Annotated in this window: 17 protein-coding genes; 5 read left to right on the top strand and 12 right to left on the bottom strand. The window is 39.6% G+C overall.

Translation table 11 applies throughout. The features are described 5' to 3' along the window. Positions 1–106: 106 nt before the first annotated feature. The 8 genes from H5181_RS14160 to prmB all read right to left on the bottom strand — a co-directional run bounded on the left by H5181_RS14160 (position 107) and on the right by prmB (position 6,962). On the bottom strand, positions 107–793 hold the full coding sequence (locus H5181_RS14160; protein WP_182751344.1) for an alpha/beta fold hydrolase: 687 nt from the start codon (positions 791–793) through the stop codon (positions 107–109). A 23-nt stretch (positions 794–816) separates the two neighbouring features. Then, positions 817–1,179, bottom strand: coding sequence for a rhodanese-like domain-containing protein (locus H5181_RS14155; protein WP_182751343.1), 363 nt, complete (start codon positions 1,177–1,179; stop codon positions 817–819). A 439-nt stretch (positions 1,180–1,618) separates the two neighbouring features. After that, a complete protein-coding gene (locus H5181_RS14150) occupies positions 1,619–2,167 on the bottom strand; it encodes an RNA methyltransferase (RefSeq protein ID WP_182751342.1) in 549 nt (182 codons plus the stop codon). Between the two features lie 23 nt (positions 2,168–2,190). Continuing rightward, complete coding sequence (locus tag H5181_RS14145) at positions 2,191–2,469, bottom strand: YfcL family protein (RefSeq protein WP_059744468.1); 279 nt, start codon at positions 2,467–2,469, stop codon at positions 2,191–2,193. A gap of 3 nt (positions 2,470–2,472) precedes the next feature. Continuing rightward, a complete protein-coding gene (locus H5181_RS14140) occupies positions 2,473–3,624 on the bottom strand; it encodes an ATP-NAD kinase family protein (RefSeq protein ID WP_182751341.1) in 1,152 nt (383 codons plus the stop codon). A 70-nt stretch (positions 3,625–3,694) separates the two neighbouring features. Continuing rightward, complete coding sequence (locus H5181_RS14135; RefSeq protein WP_123882918.1) at positions 3,695–4,867, bottom strand: MFS transporter; 1,173 nt, start codon at positions 4,865–4,867, stop codon at positions 3,695–3,697. Next, the gene (gene aroC / locus H5181_RS14130; protein ID WP_059744462.1) at positions 4,867–5,961 is read right to left on the bottom strand and encodes a chorismate synthase; all 1,095 of its coding nucleotides are present in this window, start codon (positions 5,959–5,961) and stop codon (positions 4,867–4,869) included. The genes H5181_RS14135 and aroC overlap by 1 nt, the downstream gene beginning before the upstream one ends. A gap of 56 nt (positions 5,962–6,017) precedes the next feature. Further along, positions 6,018–6,962 (bottom strand): 50S ribosomal protein L3 N(5)-glutamine methyltransferase, encoded by a 945-nt coding sequence (gene prmB / locus H5181_RS14125; RefSeq protein WP_123778538.1) that lies wholly within the window; start codon positions 6,960–6,962, stop codon positions 6,018–6,020. A 79-nt stretch (positions 6,963–7,041) separates the two neighbouring features. On the opposite strand from prmB, the gene smrB reads away from it, so the two are divergent. Then, entirely contained in the window at positions 7,042–7,569 is a 528-nt protein-coding gene (smrB, locus tag H5181_RS14120; RefSeq protein WP_102037301.1) for an endonuclease SmrB, read from the top strand. Positions 7,570–7,653: 84 nt separating this feature from the next. Here the strand turns inward: smrB and sixA are convergent, their stop codons facing one another. After that, positions 7,654–8,127 (bottom strand): phosphohistidine phosphatase SixA, encoded by a 474-nt coding sequence (sixA, locus tag H5181_RS14115; protein ID WP_011638119.1) that lies wholly within the window; start codon positions 8,125–8,127, stop codon positions 7,654–7,656. Positions 8,128–8,315: 188 nt separating this feature from the next. Here sixA and H5181_RS14110 point away from each other — a divergent pair, with 188 nt between their 5' ends. From H5181_RS14110 to H5181_RS14100, 3 genes are all read left to right on the top strand, one after another. After that, on the top strand, positions 8,316–11,105 hold the full coding sequence (locus tag H5181_RS14110) for an insulinase family protein (RefSeq protein ID WP_182751340.1): 2,790 nt from the start codon (positions 8,316–8,318) through the stop codon (positions 11,103–11,105). A gap of 247 nt (positions 11,106–11,352) precedes the next feature. After that, on the top strand, positions 11,353–15,693 hold the full coding sequence (locus tag H5181_RS14105; protein WP_182751339.1) for an EAL domain-containing protein: 4,341 nt from the start codon (positions 11,353–11,355) through the stop codon (positions 15,691–15,693). 109 nt (positions 15,694–15,802) lie between these two features. Continuing rightward, on the top strand, positions 15,803–16,402 hold the full coding sequence (locus H5181_RS14100) for a hypothetical protein (RefSeq protein WP_182751338.1): 600 nt from the start codon (positions 15,803–15,805) through the stop codon (positions 16,400–16,402). A gap of 236 nt (positions 16,403–16,638) precedes the next feature. Here the strand turns inward: H5181_RS14100 and H5181_RS14095 are convergent, their stop codons facing one another. The 3 genes from H5181_RS14095 to fadI all read right to left on the bottom strand — a co-directional run bounded on the left by H5181_RS14095 (position 16,639) and on the right by fadI (position 20,610). Continuing rightward, complete coding sequence (locus tag H5181_RS14095) at positions 16,639–16,851, bottom strand: hypothetical protein (protein WP_011638124.1); 213 nt, start codon at positions 16,849–16,851, stop codon at positions 16,639–16,641. 316 nt (positions 16,852–17,167) lie between these two features. Further along, positions 17,168–19,294 carry a fatty acid oxidation complex subunit alpha FadJ gene (gene fadJ, locus H5181_RS14090; protein ID WP_182751337.1) on the bottom strand — a complete coding sequence of 709 codons (2,127 nt, stop codon included), beginning with the start codon at positions 19,292–19,294 and terminating at the stop codon, positions 17,168–17,170. Between the two features lie 5 nt (positions 19,295–19,299). Then, a complete protein-coding gene (gene fadI, locus H5181_RS14085) occupies positions 19,300–20,610 on the bottom strand; it encodes an acetyl-CoA C-acyltransferase FadI (RefSeq protein ID WP_182751336.1) in 1,311 nt (436 codons plus the stop codon). Positions 20,611–20,859: 249 nt separating this feature from the next. Here fadI and H5181_RS14080 point away from each other — a divergent pair, with 249 nt between their 5' ends. Continuing rightward, positions 20,860–21,816 (top strand): MoxR family ATPase, encoded by a 957-nt coding sequence (locus tag H5181_RS14080; protein ID WP_182751335.1) that lies wholly within the window; start codon positions 20,860–20,862, stop codon positions 21,814–21,816. The last annotated feature ends 7 nt before the right edge of the window (positions 21,817–21,823 follow it).

The following is a 21,823-nucleotide window of genomic DNA, read 5'->3' as shown; positions in this document are numbered from 1 at the left end:
TTGTAATTTCCTTACTTTAATTATCTGCACCTAGAACTATATCTTTATCGTGTCCCTATTTTTATATTTTAACCTCAATCTCACATCTTACTTAACATCTATACTTTCAAAGGTTTGCTAGAAAATTCTTAATTATATTATTGACTAGATCCGGCTGTTCGGCAAAAACCATGTGAGTTCCACCTTCAATAATCGTTACCTCTGCTTTAGGTAAGTGATCTTGCAAATAAACAGCATATTTCAAAGGTGTCATTTCATCCTTGTCGCCCACAATAATGTGAACCGGGATAGTAATCTCTGTTAAATAATCTATTACATCAAACTTATCGCAAGCATAAAAATCATTTAACATAACTCTAGGGCCATTGTGCCTAATGGATGAATTGATTTTGGTTCTTAAGGGATCCAAGATAAGTTGATTCGCAGACAGTAAATAAACTGGAACATCTCTACCTTGATCAACTATCGCCGACAAAGAGTCTAGAAGTTGTGTCATAACTTTTAAACGTGCACCAGTACCAATGAGCACTAGCCCTTTAATATCGATAATGTTTAATAATGCCACTTGCATTGCTACCGCACTGCCTAATGAATGGCCTATTAATACTACATCTTGAAGATTCCTATCTTCAATGTAACTCACCAACCATCGTGCCATTTGACTCACACTCGTTAACTCATTACCTTCTGGGTGACCAGGAAAACTAAGTGCTAAACAGTTATCAAAATGCAGCTGTTGATACTCCCAAACCACACGGTTACATCCTGAACCATGCAAAAATATTAACGTCATCAGTTGAGTCTCTTTCTAGTGCGTTATTTTGATGTTGGTAGCGATAATTTCCACCAACTCAGCATCCCACCTTCAAGTTGATATACATCAGTAAATCCAAACTGTTTAAGTTTTCTAACCCCAGGGATACTGCGATGGGCAGATAGACATATCACGACAGTTGTTAAGTCTTGTGATAATTCAAGCTGCTTTATCGCATCAATAGAAAGCGACGTAATAGGCAGATTTATCGAGCCTTCAATATGCGACTTGTTCCATTCTATTTTTGAGCGCACATCAATAACCTGAATATCATTCTTCTGTAGTCGTTTATATACTTCTTGGGCGCTCATTTCGGGTACTTTTCCAAACGGTAGCCACTGTGCCAGTTTATTTAATATCGACATCTATGCATTCCTAATATTGATTTTTAATGTGTATGTCTAACAAAGCCGGGGTCAGAGGCATTAATAACCAAGTCATCAAGCTAAATAATGGTGACTTAACCGCTATGGAAAACATCATCATGAATGGTGATTGCCTTCCCTACCTCTAATGTCTACCACACAACTCGCTTCATCAAGCTGTGATTAACTGAGGTTCCATATTTATATTACTGATTCGAAATCTGACATAGAAAAACAACCATAATATCGAGCTTCTATTGGAAATATTGGTGCTCAGGGGCTAGATGATGCAACAACGATATATTGACAATACAATCATACAGCACAGGCTTTTCTATTGACGAGTATTGCTATTGGCGATTTTGCGCTATTACGCGTAAACAAAAATGCCGAATGATTTCTCATTCGGCATTTATCATTAGTTCATACGGTTATTTCATCAAAGTGACTTCAACCAGTGTTTCACTTTGGTGCGATTATTATTGTCTCGGCTTTGCTTAATCAATTCATCATCAGCTTTAATTTGCGTCGTTTTAGCCAAACGGTCATAAAGCAAAACATTCACTGATGCAGCTAAATTCATACACCCTACAGTCGGTACATACACGACATCATCAGCAGCATCAATTAATTGCTGTGGAATAGTGCCATCTTCCGGACCGAAAATATAAAAGGCATTATCTGGATGAATAAATAAAGGCAACGGAGTTGCCCCAACGATAAGATCAACACAGACTATGGTTGCGCCATCTGGCACACTATCAAGCAGTGACTCTACTCCAACTAAAGGAATACGCTTGGCAGCATCTTTAGTGTCGACATCGTATTGTGCATCACCCGACTTAGCCGCTAATTCGTAGCGTTTTCCGGTATAGCAAACATTATCTACACCGTAGCAACCTGCTGCTCGCATAATACCGCCAACATTGACCGGCGTTTTTGGGTTAACTAAACCAATAGTAACGTGTTGCAAAGAGGTATTTACCATAAAAGCTGTTTATCTAATCCAAGTTATGCCGCTTGAGCAACAATACGTTGACGTAACTGCTGCCATGCAGCTTCCACTAATGAAAAATCATGTTCGTCTAATTCTTCATTTGCCAACGCAAGACATTTAACCAACTTTAGATCAAGTGCAGGTAAATCTTGTTCAGGTTCGACTTCTAATTCTGCTAATACAACGGCTACGTGGCCTTGTAAGTAACCACAAGCAAATAACGCATCGTCATCGCTGTGGCTAACGCTGTCTTCAATCCAAGACTCTAATGCTGCATCGTACTGTTCTAACATGTTCTAATTCTCCACTAAATCTGGGTTGGCTACTTTATACATCACGTAATCATGGTAACCCGTGACTATTTTGTAATAGCCAGTAAGCGCTTTATCTAATTCAGGGTCGCCACTATCCACAATTAATGGTCTACCTTCAAGTGCTTTTAGTTTAGTTTTTGTGGCCAGGATTAAAATATTGTCTTTTTCTAGCTGCCGGATCAGTTCTGGTGACAACTGCTGATTGCCTCGACCCAATATATGCCCTTGCCCACCGATCAAGGTAATCACTAATTTGACACTAGAATACCTTTTTTTATCGGCGATAAATGCGAGTAATTGTTGTGCGGTAACATCCTTAGCAATCACACTTTTATGCTGAATAACATCGACACCAAGCAAAGTATTTTCTAAACCAAGGTCCTCCATTACTGCCGCTACAGTGCTACCTGAACCCATGATATAAAGCTCATCGTCCATCGATTCAATCACATCTGCAGCAATATCGGCCAACACTAATTCATCAACTTCTTTACCACCCATTTTCACTGCTTGTATATATCGTGGCGCAGCAGGAACCGTCATTTCACCAAATCGTTTCGCTTTTACAATCCCCTGCCTAAACGCAGTCTCATCAATATCCATGACATCGGCAGACATTAAGCTCACTAACTCACCTTTGAGTAACATACTGACAACTAGCCCTGAAGCATGCGGGGTTATGCCATAAACACCCGAGTGAATTTTAACACCGGCTGGCACGCCTAACACTGGAAATGAGTCATCAACCACGGTATAAATATCACGGGCAGTACCATCACCACCAGCAAACAGTAACAAATCTAATTGATGACCGAGTAAGCATTTCACCGCTTGTTGAGTGTCTATTGCAGTTGTTTCAGTTGAAGTGGTTTCTAACGTGGTATATATATCTTGAGTCGAAAAGCCCATTTGACGACATAAGCTCCCGCCCATATCACCAGATGCAGTAATAATATCGATTTGTTTGATGAAAGGTAAAATCACATTCAGAGCTTGTTGCATTCGCATCTGTGCTTTGGGAATAGCCCCTTTTGCAATAGCTTCTACGGCAACACCATCAGAACCTTTTAAAGCAACACTGCCTCCGAGGCCAGCTAATGGATTAATGATTACACCTAAGCGAAAACGTTTCACACTAACTCCTTGCTGATAGCATAACTTCTGTGTCAAAAATGAAAAGTAACTAAATTATCTATTGAACCAATTATGGATTAGTCGCTGGTTGGCCATTAATATTGGGGATAAGCAATACCGCTATCATAGATAAAAAAGCACAAGCGGCAGCAAAGACCCACACCCACATAGTGCTACTACCATCACCCCAAATCATGCCACTGATCCATGTGCCTAATGCGCCACCCACACCAAAGCTGACACTGGCATATAGTGCTTGGCCAGTACTTCGATGGCTGATGGAAAAATGACGATGAATAAAATGGATTGAAGCTGCATGGACTAAACCAAAAGTGAAAGCATGTAATAGTTGGCTAATAACCAATAAGGAAACGTGTTCAACACCAAAAGCCAATAGTAACCAACGAACGGCGGTTAACAGAATGCTCACCACAAGCAATACTCGAATACCGTATTGACGAATAAGACGTGATGAATAAAAGAAAATAATAATTTCGGCTAACACACCCAAAGCAACTAACATTCCAGCGATGGTCTCAGAGTAACCAACCTGCTTTAGATACAATACAAAAAAACCATAAAATGGTCCGACGCTCATCTGCAGTAACATTGCAGATAACATAAACCATACTAATGATTTATCAAATGTCAGTTTAGGACGCTCCGCTTTATTGACTACAACACTGCGATTAGCAGGTAGAGGTAATGAGCAAGCAAACAAACCTAAAAACAATATCATTCCCATATAAGGCAACACTTCTGGGCCCCAGTGATCAATCGCTAATCCACCACTTATCACCAAAATAATATAGCCAACACTGCCCCAACTCCGAATGGCACCATAACGATCTGCTTTATCACCCAGAGTTTCTAGCGTAATCACTTCTAACTGAGCAAGAATGGAATTCCAAAAGAAAGTATATATGGCCAAACTAACCGCAAGGTACATGAAGCTACCATCAAAGAAAAAACTGATGTAGGTAATCGCAGCAGCAAAGGAGCCAAGCTTTATCAATTCTGAACGCATACCGGTGCGATCGGCTACAGCCGCCCATACATTTGGCGCGACAATTCGAGTGGCCATTAAAATGGCCAACAAAAAACCTATCTCTTGGGCATTGAAACCTCGGCTATCAAAGAAAACCCCCAAATAGGGAACCATGATGCCAAGAATAGAAAAGAAAAAGAAATAACAGGCGCTGAGCCAGCGTAAATCTGGTTCAGCGCGTTTCAATGAGGACATTATCGCATTCCGATAACGGGTGTTTGACTAGTAACATCTTGGTTTTGCGCACGATGTCTTAATAAGTGATCCATCAATACAATTGCTAACATCGCTTCGGCAATAGGCACAGCGCGAATACCCACGCAAGGATCATGACGACCTTTGGTGATCATATCGATTGTTTCGCCCTGCACAGTCATACTTTGACCTGGTACGCTAATGCTCGAAGTAGGTTTTAGCGCAATATGGGCCACAACAGGTTGACCAGATGAAATACCACCCAATACACCACCAGCATGATTAGATGCAAAACCTTGTGGTGACATTAAATCACGACCTTCAGAACCTTTTTGAGTAACAACGCCAAAGCCATCACCAATTTCAACGCCTTTAACTGCATTGATGCCCATTAACGCATGCGCTATGTCGGCATCAAGACGATCAAATACTGGTTCGCCTAATCCCACCGGAACACCAGTAGCTGCAACGGTAATTTTGGCGCCTATTGAGTCACCAGACTTACGTAAACCACGCATGTACTCATCTAACGCTTCTAGTTTACTCGCATCAGGGAAGAAAAATGCATTTTGCTCAATTTGAGTCAAATCAATAGTGTCAGCGCTAATAGGTCCTAACTGAGCAAGGTATCCATGAATTTCAATGCCGTGAACTTGCTTGAGATATTTTTTTGCTACCGCACCAGCGGCAACTCGCATTGCCGTTTCGCGTGCAGACGAGCGCCCGCCGCCACGGTAATCACGCATGCCATACTTTTGTTGGTAGGTATAATCTGCATGACCAGGGCGAAACGTGTCTTTAATATCTGAATAGTCTTGGCTACGTTGATCGGTATTCTCAATCAACAAACCAATAGAGGTGCCTGTGGTTTTACCTTCAAACACTCCTGACAAAATTCTTACTTCATCAGCTTCACGGCGTGCCGTTGTGTAACGTGACGTGCCAGGACGACGTCGGTCTAAATCATGTTGCATATCTTCAACAGTTAGCTCCAATCCAGGAGGACAACCATCAATGATACAACCTAGAGCAACACCATGGCTTTCACCAAATGTTGTAACTACAAAATTTTGACCAATACTATTTCCTGACATGCGCGTTAACTACCTTTATTAATTATTCACTTCATTGAGTGTGATTCTTGTCGCTATTATTCACTATCTTTATAGATGGCGAAAAGTGATTCATTTTCAACTAGCTGATCACGGGTTAATACAAACACGCCATCACCGCCAAATTCAAAATCAACCCAAGTAAACGGCATATCAGGATATTGCTCAATCAAATGAACCATTGAATTACCAACTTCAACGACCAGTAAACCCGTTTCTGTTAAATAATCAGCTGCATTGGCTAAGATACGCTTGGTTAAATCTAAGCCATCATTGCCAGATGCTAACCCAATAGCAGGTTCGTGATGATACTCTTCAGGCATATCACCAATATCTTGTGCATCTACATATGGAGGGTTAGACACAATTAAGTCGTAATGCTGGCCTTTTGGAATCGCCGAGAATAAATCGGATTGCATTGGGAAAACACGATCCAACACGCCCAAAGACTCAATATTAATCTGCGCGACTTCAAGTGCGTCCTCACTAATATCTAATGCGTCAACTTCGGCATCTTCAAACGCATAAGCACAAGCAATGGCAATACAAGCACTGCCAGTACATAAATCCATAATACGATTAACCGGTTTGTTATATAACCATGGGCTAAACTGATTATTGATCATTTCGGCAATCGGCGAACGCGGTACAAGTACGCGTTCATCTACATAAAATTCAAGCCCTGCAAATTTGGCTTTATTGGTCAAATACGGTACCGGTAAACGTTCACGTACACGGCGAATAATCAATTCAACGATTTTATGTTTTTCGCTGCTGGTTAAATTACTTAAAATAACCTGCTGACCGATATCTTCTGGTAAGTGTAGAGCATCAAAAACCAATGCAATGGCTTCGTCCCAAGCATTATCCGTTCCGTGACCATAATAAATATTGGCATCATTAAAACGGCTGACAGCCCAACGTAACATATCAGCTATAGTACGTAACTCAGTGACAGCTTCATCTACAAAGATCTTATCCAAAACACACTCCTTAAAAATTGTTCTGCGCTATTGTAACTGATGTCTATTAAGATGACCTAGAATTCAATACAATACGCCCATGAAAGACGATAATTATCCAGACTTATCGCTGTTTAGTGCATTAATCGAAGGTATCAAACCGCTAAGGCAAGATACTCACCACTTTAAACAGCCTGTCAAAGCCAAACAACAGTTCGAAATAAAAGAACAGCAGCTCCATGCTGATAGCTATTTTTCGGATACATATCAGCCGCTTCTGCCGGTTGATGGCCCTATGCGTTGGATTAATACCAGCACAGATAAGCATGAATTAAAGCGCTTAAGACGTGGTGACTATTCTCCTGACCTGTTGCTTGATTTACACGGTATGCGTCAAGCAGAAGCCAAACTTGAATTAGCCGCACTTATCCAAGCATGCGTTAAGCAAAACACGATTTGTTGCTGCGTGATGCACGGCTACGGAATGGGGATTTTAAAACAACAAACACCAATGTGGTTAGCGCAACACCCTAACGTAAAAGCATTTCACCAAGCGCCAAAAGAATGGGGCGGCGATGCAGCATTATTGGTATTAATTGATATTGGTGAGCTGCCTCACCGACGTTAATTCGAGGAAATAAGCGCGGACAGTAACAAGGTAAGTAATCACTTACCTTTTTATAAACTGGTGTTATTCAACACGCTATTGCTATTACACAACAACTTGATGTGGTGCCGTCATTGCGACAAAACTCGCATTCTGCGTATGTTTGTCTATTTGAGCCACAGCAGAGGTAGCAAACAAAGGAGGCTCAACCCCCGCCACAAGCTCGCTAACCATAAAACCTAAAATAGGCATATGTGCAATAACCAATACCTTATCTGCTTTATATTGATCGGCATAAGCCAACACAACATCTATCGCCATTTTGGCATCACCCGAGGGAGTCACATCATCAAGCACTAACCACTTACGGGGTTCCGATAAATGTTTACTGACTTCTTGCCACGTTTGCTGCGCACGTAAATAAGGACTCACAATCACCAAATCAAAATGGCTGACCTGTTTTGCTAACCAATTGGCCATATAACCAGTTTGAATACGGCCTGTATCAGTTAACTTTCGTTCCCTATCTGACAGTGCATCAAAACTCGCTTCACCATGGCGCATCAAAAATAGCTGCATACTTCTCTCGTGATGTTTTTATTATCATTCTTAACCAATTGTAGCGTTAATCAGCACAACAACAAACCTAGAATTGGGTATATTTAGATAAACTTTAGTCGATAATTGAATAAAACAGGCTAAGGTAATTTGCTAAAAAGTAATAACAAGATCAATATATAACAAGTTATCTTTTCTGGAGTCTCCTCTTGCCTGAATTTCCAGCTGTTTATAAAAGCCAAAATGACCATCGCCAATACCAATATCGAGTGTTGAACAATCAACTTCGAGTGTTATTAGTTGAAGACATGCAATCAAATCAAGCCGCCGCATCGATGGCTGTGAGTGTTGGTCATTTTGACGATCCTGTTGAACGGCCTGGTATGGCGCACTTCCTTGAGCACATGTTATTTTTAGGCACCGAGAAGTATCCAGATTCAGGTGAGTACCACGCTTATATTAATCAACATGGTGGCAGTAATAATGCTTGGACAGGCACAGAACAAACTAACTTTTTCTATAGTATTAATGCTGAAGCCTTAGAAGGTTCATTAGACCGATTCAGCCAATTTTTCATTGCCGCAAAGTTTGACTTAGAGTTAGTTGATCGTGAAAGGCAGGCAATCGAATCTGAATTTAGCTTAAAGTTAAAAGATGATATTCGCCGTGTTTACCAGGTTCAAAAAGAAACCGTTAATCCAAAACATCCATTTTCAAAGTTCTCTGTCGGCAACCAAACAACCTTAGCGGGTAAACAAGCAGACATTCGGGATGAATTGCTGGCTTTTTATCAACAACATTACAGTGCCAATATCATGACATTGTGTGTTGTCGCCCCAAGCCCTATTGCAGAGCTAGACACCATCGTAAAAAAATATTTCTCAGATATTATTAATAGAAATGTAAGTAAACACTATCCTCAAGAAGCAATGATAACGAAGGACCAACGACAAAAGCATATACAAATTGTACCTTTGAAAGATCAAAAGCGAGTCAGTATTTGCTTTTCTCTGCCAGAGATAGATCAATTTTATAAGCGTAAACCACTCACCTTTATCAGCCATTTGCTCGGTAATGAAAGTCCGGGGAGTTTACTGTCCTATTTAAAAGTGCAGGGACTCGCTAATAACTTATCTGCTGGCGGTGGGGTTAATGGTTACAATTTCAAAGATTATTCAATCAGCATACAATTAACCGACAAAGGATTTGCAGAGCTTGATGAAGTGGTAACTTGTGTATTTGAATACATTGAACTGATTAAGCAGCAAGGTGTACAAGCCTGGCGTTACCAAGAGCGAGCCAATTTACTTGACACAGCGTTTCGATTCCAAGAACAAATCAAAACCTTGGATTTAGCGAGTCATCTCAGCATCAACATGCACCATTACGATATTGAAGACATTATTTATGGCGACTATCGCATGGATGAAATGCTTGAAGATGAAACAATACAGCTACTGTCTATGATGTCGACAACCAATATGCGCTTACTTACAGTAGCAAAAGAATCGCAAGTCGATACTCAAGCTAAATGGTACGACACTCCATATCAAGTGAGATCATTACAACCTCAACAAATAGCAAAATGGTCTTCCGTGACGGTAAGAGATTCACTTCAACTTCCAGAAAGAAATCCGTTTATTGTCGCCAACCCGCAAGCTCGGGCAGACAAAAGCGATACTCCTGTACCCACTATTGTTGCAGAAGGTGAAGGTTACCGTATTTGGCATAAAAAAGATGATGAATTCAATGTTCCTAAAGGACATTTATACTTATCGTTAGACTCAGATCAAGCGAGCTCAACCCCTAGACAAGCAGCATTAACAAGGCTGTACGTTGAAATGCTTATCGATTATCTGACAGAACCAACATACCAAGCAGAGGTTGCTGGCCTTAACTACAATATTTACCCCCACCAAGGCGGCATTACCCTGCATTTAACCGGTTTTACCGGAAATCAAGAAAAACTCCTCACCCTGATTATTAACAAAGCCCGAGAGCGAAACTTTACCGAACAGCGCTTTAACATGATTAAAAATCAGATATTGCGCAGTTGGAATAATGTTGCTCAAGCTAAACCAATATCACAATTATTTACTAGTTTAACGGTGTCGCTGCAAAAAAGAAGTTTTGAGCCAGCAAGAATGGCTGAAGAGCTCACCCTACTAACACTTGATGATTTACATAATCATGTCAGCGCATTTTACAAAAAGGTTTACCTCGAAGGTTTGGTATACGGAGATTGGCTGGTTGAAGAAGCGCAACAACTCGGCAAGCGTTTGCAACATCTACTGTCATTAGTCACCAAACCAAGTGCAGAATCCTCCCGTGAACTTATCAATCTCGATAAAAGAGGCTCACTGCTTCGCGAAAAAACCATTTCCCATCAAGATAGTGCGATTATTGTTTATTATCAGTCTCGGATGGCAACACCAGAACGTGTGGCGTTATTCAGTTTATTAAACCATACAATGTCATCTACCTTTTTTCATGAGTTACGCACTAAACAACAATTAGGCTACATGGTTGGGACAGGTTATTTACCGTTAAACCGACATCCTGGGATGATTTTTTATGTGCAGTCCCCTACTACAGGTCCAAGACAACTGCTTGAAGCAATAGACGAATTCATTGCCGACTTTAATTATGCCGTTATGCAAATAACCAATGAACAATGGGAAAGCACTAAGCAAGGTATGATAAGTCAAATTATGGAACACGATACCAATCTAAAAACACGCAGCCAACGTTATTGGGTGAGCTTAGGAAACCGCGATTATGGATTTAATCAACGTGAAATGGTCGTCGCGGAAGTCGAAAAGCTCACCAGAGCTCACTTGATAAAGTTTATGGTGGCTCACATGCGCAGCAGAGATTGTGACCGTTTAGTATTGTTTAACAGTGGTGAACAACATCACAGTCAAACAAGTCTACGTTCAGACAACATGATAGTCGACTTAAAAACCTTCAAACACCAAGCTGATAAATTTCAATTTTAATCAGTATCGACGTTTAAAGGTCTACATAATATAAAGCTAAATGAATCATAATTAGGTTAACAAAATATCTCAACCACAGTTAACAGTACAGGCGACTAAATAAAACCTTAGTATTACATAACTAATTGATTAAAAAATAACTATAAACAAATATTACGGCGATAATTGTGTAATATTCTACCAATCACACCTTTTTTGTTAACATGCTTTTGACAAAGGCCCCGCTTTCTGAAAAAGTAGACAATTCATGAACTTCTTTGCGGCATCAAAAGAGAATAAGTATAAATCTATGCCTAAAATTTTACTCTTTATCTGTTTTTATTTTATTTTTAGTTTTGGCGCTACGGCCATTGAAGCTGATGACACTGAATCAAATTTCGATCTACTACTAAACTACACTAATTATGGTGTTGCTGATGGTCTATCCCAGGACACAGTAACGGCCATAGTAGAAGATCCAGAGGGTTACGTTTGGGTTGGAACTATCAATGGATTAAATCGTTTCGACGGTAATGAATTCAAGCAATTCTATGCAGAAGAAAACGAAGGTTCACTCCCTAGTTCATTTATTCGCAACTTACTCATAGATGATAATGGCACATTAGTAGTCGGCACAGATAAAGGCCTTGTATCGTATAATAGAAACACTGAGAGATTTGTTAAAAGTGAAATATCAGACTTAATTGGTAAACAAACAATTTGGTCACTTTCGAAACGGAAAGAAGGAGTGATAATTGGTCTAGAAAATAGAATTATCACTTATTCCAACACGACTAACAACATAATGTTAGACATTAATAACAATGAATTAAAAGAGATAAAAAAAATAATAGAACTCAAAGAATCATTATTTATTAGGAATTTTGATGGAGATGTTTTTGAATTTAAAAACCAAAATGTTACAAAAATATTAAGCTCTACTAATGATATAGTAGCTATGGAAGACAGCTTAATAGCTGCCACTAATGACGGTATCTATCTTATCAATGACGGTGTATTACTATCAAACCTTAAAGTTAAGGCTTTAAGTTCATCGGCTACTTTTTATTCAAAATATGCAATTGGATTGTCTGAAAACCATCTATACGAATTAACCTTCACCAACAGAAAGTTAGAAACTAAAAAAATTGGGACTATAGATTTAAAAAAAGAAAGATTAAATAACATTATTCTTTCGCAAAACAAAAATCACATTTATATTTCGAACTATGTTGATGGTTACTTTGACATATCACAAAATAGAAACTATCTAAAAAGAATAAATACTCCAGAAAAAAACATTTGGTCTATGGCTAATATTGATGCAGGTATACTTATTGCTAACAATAAAAGTAATATTTATCGATATAATAAATCAATATCAAATACTGTTGAGGTCAACAACCTTAATCATGGACCTAAATCGATAATATCTATTGGTGATAATTTATTCATTGGTTCATCTGATGGTCTAACACTAATAAATAGTACAACCAAAGAAGAAAAAAAAATACTTACAGATATTATTTTTAATATTAAAAAACACAATAATTTTCTTTTCGCTTCTACTTTTGATGGCAAAATATACAAACTTAATCTTAAAGGAGAAATAATCACCCTTTTAGATACAAAGACGGGATTCCCTATATACGATACCTTACTCGACAAACAAACTTTATGGATAGCATCGCAAAGCGGCTTGATAAAGTATAATAATGGTGTATATACAAATATATTTAATCAAGATTTTGTATTCAACTTAACAAAAAATAAAAATAGTATATTTTTTGGGACAAAAAATTCAGTTTATTTATTAAAAAATGAAAATATAACAAAAGTAATAGATAGAAAAAAAATAATTTATTCAATAACAAGCATTGAAGACACTCTTACAATTGCTTCAAGTAGAGAAGTAATATTATTAGACCTTAATAAAAATAAACAATATATTTTGAATGCTGGAAATGGCTCTTTTGATGATTACAATACACAAGCAACACTAAATGTGGGGCAAGAAATAATACTTGGAAGCCCTGATGGTATGCTTCTAATTAATCCAATTGAGATAATATCAACATTAGAAAAAGAACCAAGCAACAAAATAAACTTTGAAGAACTTTTACTATTTAATTCTCCGGTAGAGATAGGTTCAGAAGTATTAAAAGAACCACTTAATTATATTGAAAAACTTTCATTACGCTATTCAGACTATCCGTTCACTATAAAATTTAATATATTAGGAGAGAGCAATGAAGATTTTGAATTTTTTTATTATTTAGAAGACTTGGAAAAGACATGGTTATCAACTGAAGGTAATAATTCCGTAACCTATACCAATTTATCTCCTGGGCAATATAATTTCAAAATCTACGCAAAAAATCGTTCTTCCGGCAAAGAGACTAATGAAAGAAATATTAAAATATTAGTAACTCCACCATGGTGGTTATCAAATGTAGCGATAGGAATCTATACTGCCATCATTATAATTATCATTACTTTAATTATCAGATCAACAATACATCGCAGAAAAATCCAAAAGAAAATTGCCCAGAGTGAAGAGCGCTTAAAATTGTCTTTATGGGGCAGTGGCGATGAAATGTGGGACTGGGATATTGAAAGTGGAAAAATCTACCGTTCTAATATATGGGGCTCTTTAGACTTCCCTCAAGACGGTCGTCGCTCGGGTAATCCTGATGAAGAAAGTAATATCCACCCTCTCGATAGAGATCGTGTGACAAGGGCGCTAAATGATCATTTCAATGCGCTAACCGATCACTTCGAAATAGCTTATCGCGTTAAAGCGCGCAACCAACAGTGGATCTGGATTTTAGACAGAGCCAAGATAGTTGAACGCGATCAAAAAGATGTCCCGCTTCGAATGACGGGCACCATTAAAGATATCAATAATATTAAGCAAGCAGAAGAACAACTTCGTTTATTCGCTAGAGCAATTGAAAATATTTCAGAAGGAATGTTTATTCTCAATGAGAAATATCAGTTTGTTGAAGTCAATAATGCCTGTTGCGAACTAGCTGCTTCAACAAAAGAAAAATTTGCGAATGAAATACTCCATTTCAGTCGTTATCCCGTCAGTTATTCTGAACAAATAAGAAACTTGTTAAAGCAGCAAGGTCGTTGGAGCGGTGAAATTGAAGCGAGTAAAGGTAAAGACAGCTATTTCTTAATGGAACTGACCATTGACGCTATATACAATGAACAAGGTGAAACCAGTCATTATGTTGGCGTATTTTCCGATATAACCCGTCGTAAGCAGCAAGAAGAAGAGCTCAGAAAACTCACCAACAATGATTTGCTTACAGGTCTACCCAATCGTTCCAGCTTGCAAGTGACACTCAGTAACTTGGTTAAAAAAGATGTTCATCACACCTTGATGGTTCTTGATTTAGATAATTTCAAACGAATTAATGACTCATTAGGCCATCAAATTGGTGATGACTTATTAATTGGTGTTGCAGAACGTATTAAGTTAGCCATTCCAAAACATGCTAGCTTATACCGTCTAGGCGGTGATGAATTCGCTTTACTCGTCGATCAACACCCTGATATCGGATCATGTGCAGCCATTGCAACCCAAGTGATAAATTGTCTAAAGCCAGCTTTCACTCTTAATAATGACTCTCTGGTGCTAGGTATTAGTATCGGCATTGTGCTTTATCCTGAAGATGAACAAAACGAACAAGCATTGTTACGCAAAGCGGATATCGCCATGTATCACGCTAAATCAGGTGGTGGCAACCGCTATCAATTCTATTCAGAGTCATTAAACCAAAATGCTTTACGTCAGCTTGAAATCGAAAGTTTAATCAGAGAAGCACTCAAAGACGATTTGTTTGAAGTTTATTACCAACCCAAAATCGACGTTAAGAAAGATCGTCTTAACGGAATGGAAGCATTAGTGAGGTTAAATCATCCTAAATTAGGCCTGATTGGACCGAATGAATTTATCCCACTTGCCGAAGAAAATGGGTTAATCGTTGAAATTGGTGATGTCGTCTTGCGAAAAGCGTGTTTTGCTGCGCAGAAATGGCTGGAACTAGGATTGTTTACTGGCCGAGTAGCTGTCAACTTATCGTCAAGACAATTTGCTCTGCCCGATTTACAGCAACGAATAGAGTCAATTTTACGACTCACAAAGTTACCCGCTAAACACTTAGAGCTTGAAATCACTGAAGGGACTGTGATTAAAGATCCCGAACAAGCCATTAAAGTGATGCAGCAATTGGCGAAAATGGGCGTCAGCCTTGCTTTAGACGACTTTGGGACAGGTTATTCCTCTTTATCATATCTAAAACGATTCCCCATTAATTGCTTAAAAATCGATAAAACCTTTGTTGATGACATAGATAAGTCAGACCGAGATCTGAAGATGGTCGATTCTATTATTACTATAGCCCACAATATGGGACTGACAGTGGTAGGTGAAGGCGTAGAACAAACTGCACAACTCAATATATTAAAAGCACTTAATTGTGAAGAAATTCAAGGTTATATTTATAGCAAGCCTATTAGAGAAGCTGACTTTGAGTTAATGCTCACTGCAGACAAAGTTAAATTTGAAGCATTAAACGGTACCTTAATGAAAAAATAAATACTCACCTCTTATATTTGGCATGACAAATGCTAATACAAGTTCAGTTGTCAAAATAATATTGTTATTTAACCCTGAGCTTCAATTACAAAATATAAGAGAGATTAAAATGATTAAAGGAATAATTACAGTTACGGTTTTATCGGCATTATCATTCAATGGCTATTCAATGGTAAATAGTCCTATGGCCGAAGCCGCTCATACCTGCAATGTTAATGTATTTGACACCCAAACAGCTAAAATCCCGGGCGTTAAACTGCTCAACACCCAAACAGCCAAAATCCCGGGCGTTAAACTGCTCAACACCCAAACAGCTAAAATCCCGGGCGTTAAACTGCTTAACACCCAAACAGCCAAAATCCCGGGCGTTAAACTGCTCAACACCCAAACAGCCAAAATCCCGGGGGTTAAACTGCTCAACACTCAAACAGCTAAAATCCCGGGCGTTAAACTGCTTAACACCCAAACAGCTAAAATCCCGGGCGTTAAACTGCTCAACACTCAAACAGCCAAAATCCCGGGCGTTAAACTGCTGAATACCCAAACAGCCAAAATCCCGGGCGTTAAACTGCTTAACACCCAAACAGCTAAAATCCTAGGCGTTAAACTGCTCAACACCCAAACAGCTAAAATCCCGGGCGTTAAACTACTCAACACCCAAACAGCTAAAATCCCAGGCGTTAAACTGCTGAATACCCAAACAGCTTAAGGAGTACCCTATGTTTACTTCTCTAAAAATAGCACTTGGTTTAGCAAAACCAGCTCGTAAAAAAGTAAAATTGCCTGAAGGTTTAAATCACCTTGAAGTTATCCAAGCCAGAGCTTGGTGGAAGTAATTTGTTAGATACTGATGATTAACCATCAGCCATAAAAAAAGGAGCATAAGCTCCTTTTTTGTTGTTTTGAATTTGAATTTGAATTTTGATATAGCAAACTAAAATGAATTTAGCCTTCTATTCTAAAACGGCCATGTCGCCGTACTTTCATATCAGCCAAGCGTTTGTGAGTACTAAACAATGGGTAAGTCAGTGGACCTAATATACAACCGACACATCCCCACCGCTTTACTGCTAATCCATGCTTATAAGCTGCGAAACCGAATAAAAAACCACTACTAATACTCAATAAAACAAGCATGAATAACCAACTGAACTGCATTATCGTTGACTCCAAATAACTCAGCTAACGTAATCCCTACCTATACATCATTACGACTCATCTTTGACTCGCAACTAATCATGTTAACGCCATAAGATCGAAACTATTACAGTTTAATAGCGAAATATCATCCTCATCGTTTACGCTGTAATCCTTAACTTACCATACTAAACAACGGGTATTATACCGTAAGGAAGTATATAGCTGATTAAAAATCAGGCAAAAGTATACCTTCATTAAATAAAAAAGCGGCAATATACTGCCGCTTTTTTTTACAACTTGATAACTAAAAGGTTATCAATAATAAACACTAGGTTTACTTTTTATAAAATTGGCTGCCATCGCTAGCCATTTTGACTAACGTATCGCACGGTGCGAAACGGTCTCCGTACAGTGATTGATAACCTTGTAAAGTCGCGACTAAATTACTTGCACCTAAGGTGTCGATATAACGGAATGGACCACCTAAGAATGGCGGAAAGCCGATACCGAATATAGCACCGATGTCACCATCTCTTGCCGAGGCAATAATGCCCTCTTCAAGACAACGAACAGCCTCATTGAGCATCTGAATCGTACAACGCTCTGCCACACCTTTTGCTTCTTTATCTGAAGCGATTAAGATATCGAGAACCTTGTAAACGGATTCATCAACCAATTTGGCTTTTTTAGCTTTAGGTCCGTATTGATAGAAACCTTTGCCATTTTTACGACCCTTACGGTCATCGGCCAATAACTTGTCAAAAGCTGCAGGCGCTTTAAAACGATCGCCAAGTTCTTTTTCTAAAATCGGCGAAATTTTAGCACCGACGTCAATGCCCACTTCATCAAGCAAAGTCATCGGTCCCACAGGGAAACCAAACTTCACTAATGCGCGATCTAGATGCTCAATACGCTGACCTTCTAGTAATAATTGCGCTGCTTCGTTCATATACAGGGCAAGAATACGGTTAACATAAAAACCAGCACCGTCTTGAACCACAATAGGTGTCTTACCTTGCTTGCGTGCAAACGCCACTGTGGTAGCAATCGTTTCTGGTGATGTGGTTTTATGGGCAATCACTTCAACTAATGGCATTTTTTCTACCGGAGAGAAGTAATGTAAACCAATCACATTTTCAGGACGACTTGCCGCAGCAGCAATCTGACCAATAGGTAATGAAGACGTATTAGAAGCAAAAATGGTGTTCTCACCACATTCACGCTCAACATCTTGAACCATTTTATGTTTAAGCGCTAAATCTTCAAATACCGCTTCAACAACGATATCGGCATCTTTAATGCCAGTATATTCTGTCGTCGTTGTCATTAATGCCATAATATTGTCACGCGCTATAGGTGTCATATGACGACGCTTAACGCCTTTATCTAGCAGCTTGTAAGCATATGATAGTGCGTTACTTAATCCCTGCTCTGAAATGTCTTTTACACGCGCTGGAATTTTAGCTTTAGTGGTTGTTACAGACGCAATACCACCGCCCATTAAGCCACCGCCTAATACCATTACTTTTTTAACTTTACGTGGCACAGCGCCTTCAGCACCAGTTTCTTTTTTCATTTCTGTGGTGGCAAAAAACAAGCTACGTAATGCTGCCGACTCTTTCGACATCACCAAATTAGCAAAATGAGTCGCTTCAACCTCAAGCCCTTTCACCATGCCTTTATTCATACCTTGACGAACACAATCGATGATTTTAGCCGGTGCAGGATAATTACCTTGGGTTTTCTTTAATACTTGCTTACGCGCTTGATCAAAAATAATATCGCGAGTAAACGAAGTTGATTCTAAAAATTGATTAATTTTAGATTGCACGACAGGCTTTGCGGCCTGTTTACCTTTTTTCGCTAGCTCAACCGCAGTTTCAAGCAAAATAGAGTTAGGCACAACATCATTCACTAAACCCATTTTTAACGCTTGCTTAGGACGAATTTGTTTACCCGTTAACATCATATCAAGAGCAGTTGTAATACCCACTAAACGAGGCAAACGTTGAGTACCGCCACCACCAGGCAATAAACCCAGTTGCACTTCTGGCACACCTAGCATGGTTTTTTTATCGTCACTGCATACGCGTAAATGACACGCTAGCGCTAACTCTAAACCACCACCTAAACAAGCACCGTTGATCGCGGCAACAACTGGAATAGATAATCCTTCAAGCTCAGCAAAAACCACATGCCCTTGTTGTGACAATGCTTTGGCTTGCTCTTCATTCTTACAAGCAGCTAACATGGTAATGTCGGCACCGGCAACAAACGAATCTGCTTTACCTGAAATAACAACGAGACCTTTGATACTGCTGTCAGCTTTGATTTCAGTTAATATTTCACTGATTTCAGGGCCAAATTGCTCTTTTAAGGTGTTCATGGTTTCGCCAGGAACGTCCATTGTTAAAATGGCAATACCATCGTCACGACGAGCTAAATTAAATGTTTTTTCCATGCTCATTACTCCACCTCCAAAATCATTGCTGCACCTAAACCACCTGCAGCACAAGCAGTTGCTAAACCAGTACCACCACCACGACGCTTAAGTTCATTACACACTTGGGTAATCAAACGCGTACCGGTTGCTGCAAAAGGATGACCATAAGCCAAAGAGCCACCCAGTACGTTAAACTTACTCATGTCGATTTCGCCAATTGCGCGGTTACGACCTAATTTTTCTTCAGCAAACTTTTTAGAACCAAACATCTGCATATTTGCCAATGTTTGTGCAGCAAATGCTTCGTGCATTTCAATCAGCGTTAAATCTTCTAATTCCATTCCAGCACGTTTCAATGCTAATGGCGTGGCATACGAAGGCCCCATTAACATGTCTTGCCATACATCGATAGCCGTAAACGCATAACTCTTGATGTAACCAATAGGTTGATAACCTAGAGCTTTAGCGCGACCTTCACTCATTAAAATAATGGCTGAAGCACCATCAGTTAATGGCGTACTGTTGGCGGCAGTAACGGTACCGTGCTTGCGGTCAAATGCGGGACGTAACTTGGCGTAAGACTCTAATACAGAGTTTTCACGGATATTGTTGTCACGGTCAATGAATTGTTTATATGGCGGAATATGAGCTGTCATGACTTCATCGCGAAGATGACCTGAGTTCCATGTTTCGGTCGCCAATGTATGCGAACGGTGTGCTAACGCATCTTGATCTGCACGGCTAATATTGTATGTCTTAGCCATTTGTTCGGCGGTTTGCCCCATAGACAAACCGGTTGAATACTCAGCAACCGCAGGCGGTACTGGCATTAAGTCTTTCAAGCCTAAACGACGTGCAATCGCAAATTTCTGCTTAAAAGTACGTGCTTTATTTAAATCGACTAAAGCATGTGCAAGCTTTTTTGATACCCCAATAGGTAATACTGAAGACGAATCTGAACCACCCGCTAGGCCGATTTCAATATTGCCGGTCATAATTGATTCAGCTACGTTAACCGCCGACTGAAAACTGGTTGCACAGGCGCGGGTAACAGAATAAGCATCTGTTGATACATTCATGCCAGTGCCAAGTACAATTTCACGGGCAATATTGGGTGCAGCAGGCATTTGCACAACTTGGCCATAAACAAGTTGTTCAATTAACTGAGGGTCGATTTCAGAGCGAGACAGCAACTCATTAACCACCATTTTGCCCATATCTAGCGCGGATACGCCATGAAAGGCTGTTGCTTGTTTTGCAAATGGTGTTCTTAAACCGGCAACAATCGCAATGCGCTCACCCCGGGAATTTGTTACTTGTTGTCTATCACTCATGTGTCACCCTCTATTATTGTTAGCTTATCTCGGCACCGCCGGTAAGTTTCTATTTTTGCCAGATAATCTGGTCAGACCATCAAAGTGTGATCTGATTCTAACTTTTTATTGAATAGTTTTAAACAGGCGTTTACAACTATCTACTTCATAAAGAGTTAAATTGTGTTAATCCTACTAGCCAAAAACCAATAGAATTCATAACATAGGGTGTAATAATCCCAATGCCAACTAAATAAATTGAGTACAGCTATGCCGTTAAGTCGTTTCCACTCACTACGCACCTATTTAGATAATGTTGTCTTAGGTCAACCCGTATTAACTGAAAACTTGCTGATAGCACTTATCGCAAATGGACATTTATTGGTTGAAGGTCCTCCTGGTTTAGCCAAAACCCGTGCAGTGAAAGCATTATGTGATGGAGTGGAAGGCGAGTTTCATCGTATTCAATTCACTCCCGATTTACTGCCAGCCGATTTAACCGGTACTGATATTTATCGTCAGCAAACGGGGACATTCGAATTTGAAGCAGGGCCAATTTTCCATAATCTAATCCTAGCAGATGAAATTAACCGTGCCCCAGCTAAGGTTCAGTCAGCGCTTTTAGAAGCAATGGCTGAAGGCCAAGTTACCGTGGGTAAAACTAGTTATCCTTTACCGCCACTATTTTTAGTGATGGCAACACAGAATCCGCTAGAAAACGAAGGGACTTACCCACTGCCAGAGGCGCAATTAGATCGTTTTTTAATGCACTTAAACCTCGATTATCCTAGCGCAGAAACCGAAGTCGAAATCTTACGACAATCGCGTAAAGAGGCCAAAACACATCAGTTGCCCACGATAGACCCCGTCGCACAAGCCGATGTGTTTGCAGCAAGAGATCAGGCATTAGATATTTACTTAGCTGAACCGTTAGAGAAATACATTGTTGAAATTGTGATGGCGACTCGACAACCTGCACGCTACAGTGCTGATTTAGCTAAATGGCTTGAATATGGTGTAAGTCCTCGGGCCACGATTTCATTAGAACGCTGCGCCAGAGCTCGTGCTTGGTTATATGAGCGCGACTTTGTATCACCAGAAGACATTCAAGCTGTTGCGCCTAATGTGTTACGTCACCGTTTGTTACTCAGTTATCAAGCGCAAGCGGAAGGCGTTACGGCAGATCAGGTGATTGATCACATTCTTAGTCAAGTTGCCGTACCGTAAATGTTGC

Origin of the sequence: Shewanella sp. SG44-2 (genome assembly GCF_014164215.1) — a bacterium.
Classification (GTDB): Bacteria; Pseudomonadota; Gammaproteobacteria; order Enterobacterales; family Shewanellaceae; genus Shewanella; species Shewanella frigidimarina.
Note: the sequence above shows the minus strand (reverse complement) of the source record. Positions and strands in the feature narration are given on the sequence as shown.

What these genes read in the sequence shown, in the direction of transcription:
- H5181_RS14160 (WP_182751344.1), bottom strand. Translation starts at nt 793, where the DNA reads ATGACGTTAATATTTTTGCATGGTTCAGGATGTAACCGTGTGGTTTGG.
- H5181_RS14155 (WP_182751343.1), bottom strand. Translation starts at nt 1,179, where the DNA reads ATGTCGATATTAAATAAACTGGCACAGTGGCTACCGTTTGGAAAAGTA.
- H5181_RS14150 (WP_182751342.1), bottom strand. Translation starts at nt 2,167, where the DNA reads ATGGTAAATACCTCTTTGCAACACGTTACTATTGGTTTAGTTAACCCA.
- H5181_RS14145 (WP_059744468.1), bottom strand. Translation starts at nt 2,469, where the DNA reads ATGTTAGAACAGTACGATGCAGCATTAGAGTCTTGGATTGAAGACAGC.
- H5181_RS14135 (WP_123882918.1), bottom strand. Translation starts at nt 4,867, where the DNA reads ATGTCCTCATTGAAACGCGCTGAACCAGATTTACGCTGGCTCAGCGCC.
- aroC (WP_059744462.1), bottom strand. Translation starts at nt 5,961, where the DNA reads ATGTCAGGAAATAGTATTGGTCAAAATTTTGTAGTTACAACATTTGGT.
- smrB (WP_102037301.1), top strand. Translation starts at nt 7,042, where the DNA reads ATGAAAGACGATAATTATCCAGACTTATCGCTGTTTAGTGCATTAATC.
- sixA (WP_011638119.1), bottom strand. Translation starts at nt 8,127, where the DNA reads ATGCAGCTATTTTTGATGCGCCATGGTGAAGCGAGTTTTGATGCACTG.
- H5181_RS14105 (WP_182751339.1), top strand. Translation starts at nt 11,353, where the DNA reads ATGAACTTCTTTGCGGCATCAAAAGAGAATAAGTATAAATCTATGCCT.
- H5181_RS14100 (WP_182751338.1), top strand. Translation starts at nt 15,803, where the DNA reads ATGATTAAAGGAATAATTACAGTTACGGTTTTATCGGCATTATCATTC.
- H5181_RS14095 (WP_011638124.1), bottom strand. Translation starts at nt 16,851, where the DNA reads ATGCAGTTCAGTTGGTTATTCATGCTTGTTTTATTGAGTATTAGTAGT.
- fadJ (WP_182751337.1), bottom strand. Translation starts at nt 19,294, where the DNA reads ATGGAAAAAACATTTAATTTAGCTCGTCGTGACGATGGTATTGCCATT.
- fadI (WP_182751336.1), bottom strand. Translation starts at nt 20,610, where the DNA reads ATGAGTGATAGACAACAAGTAACAAATTCCCGGGGTGAGCGCATTGCG.
- H5181_RS14080 (WP_182751335.1), top strand. Translation starts at nt 20,860, where the DNA reads ATGCCGTTAAGTCGTTTCCACTCACTACGCACCTATTTAGATAATGTT.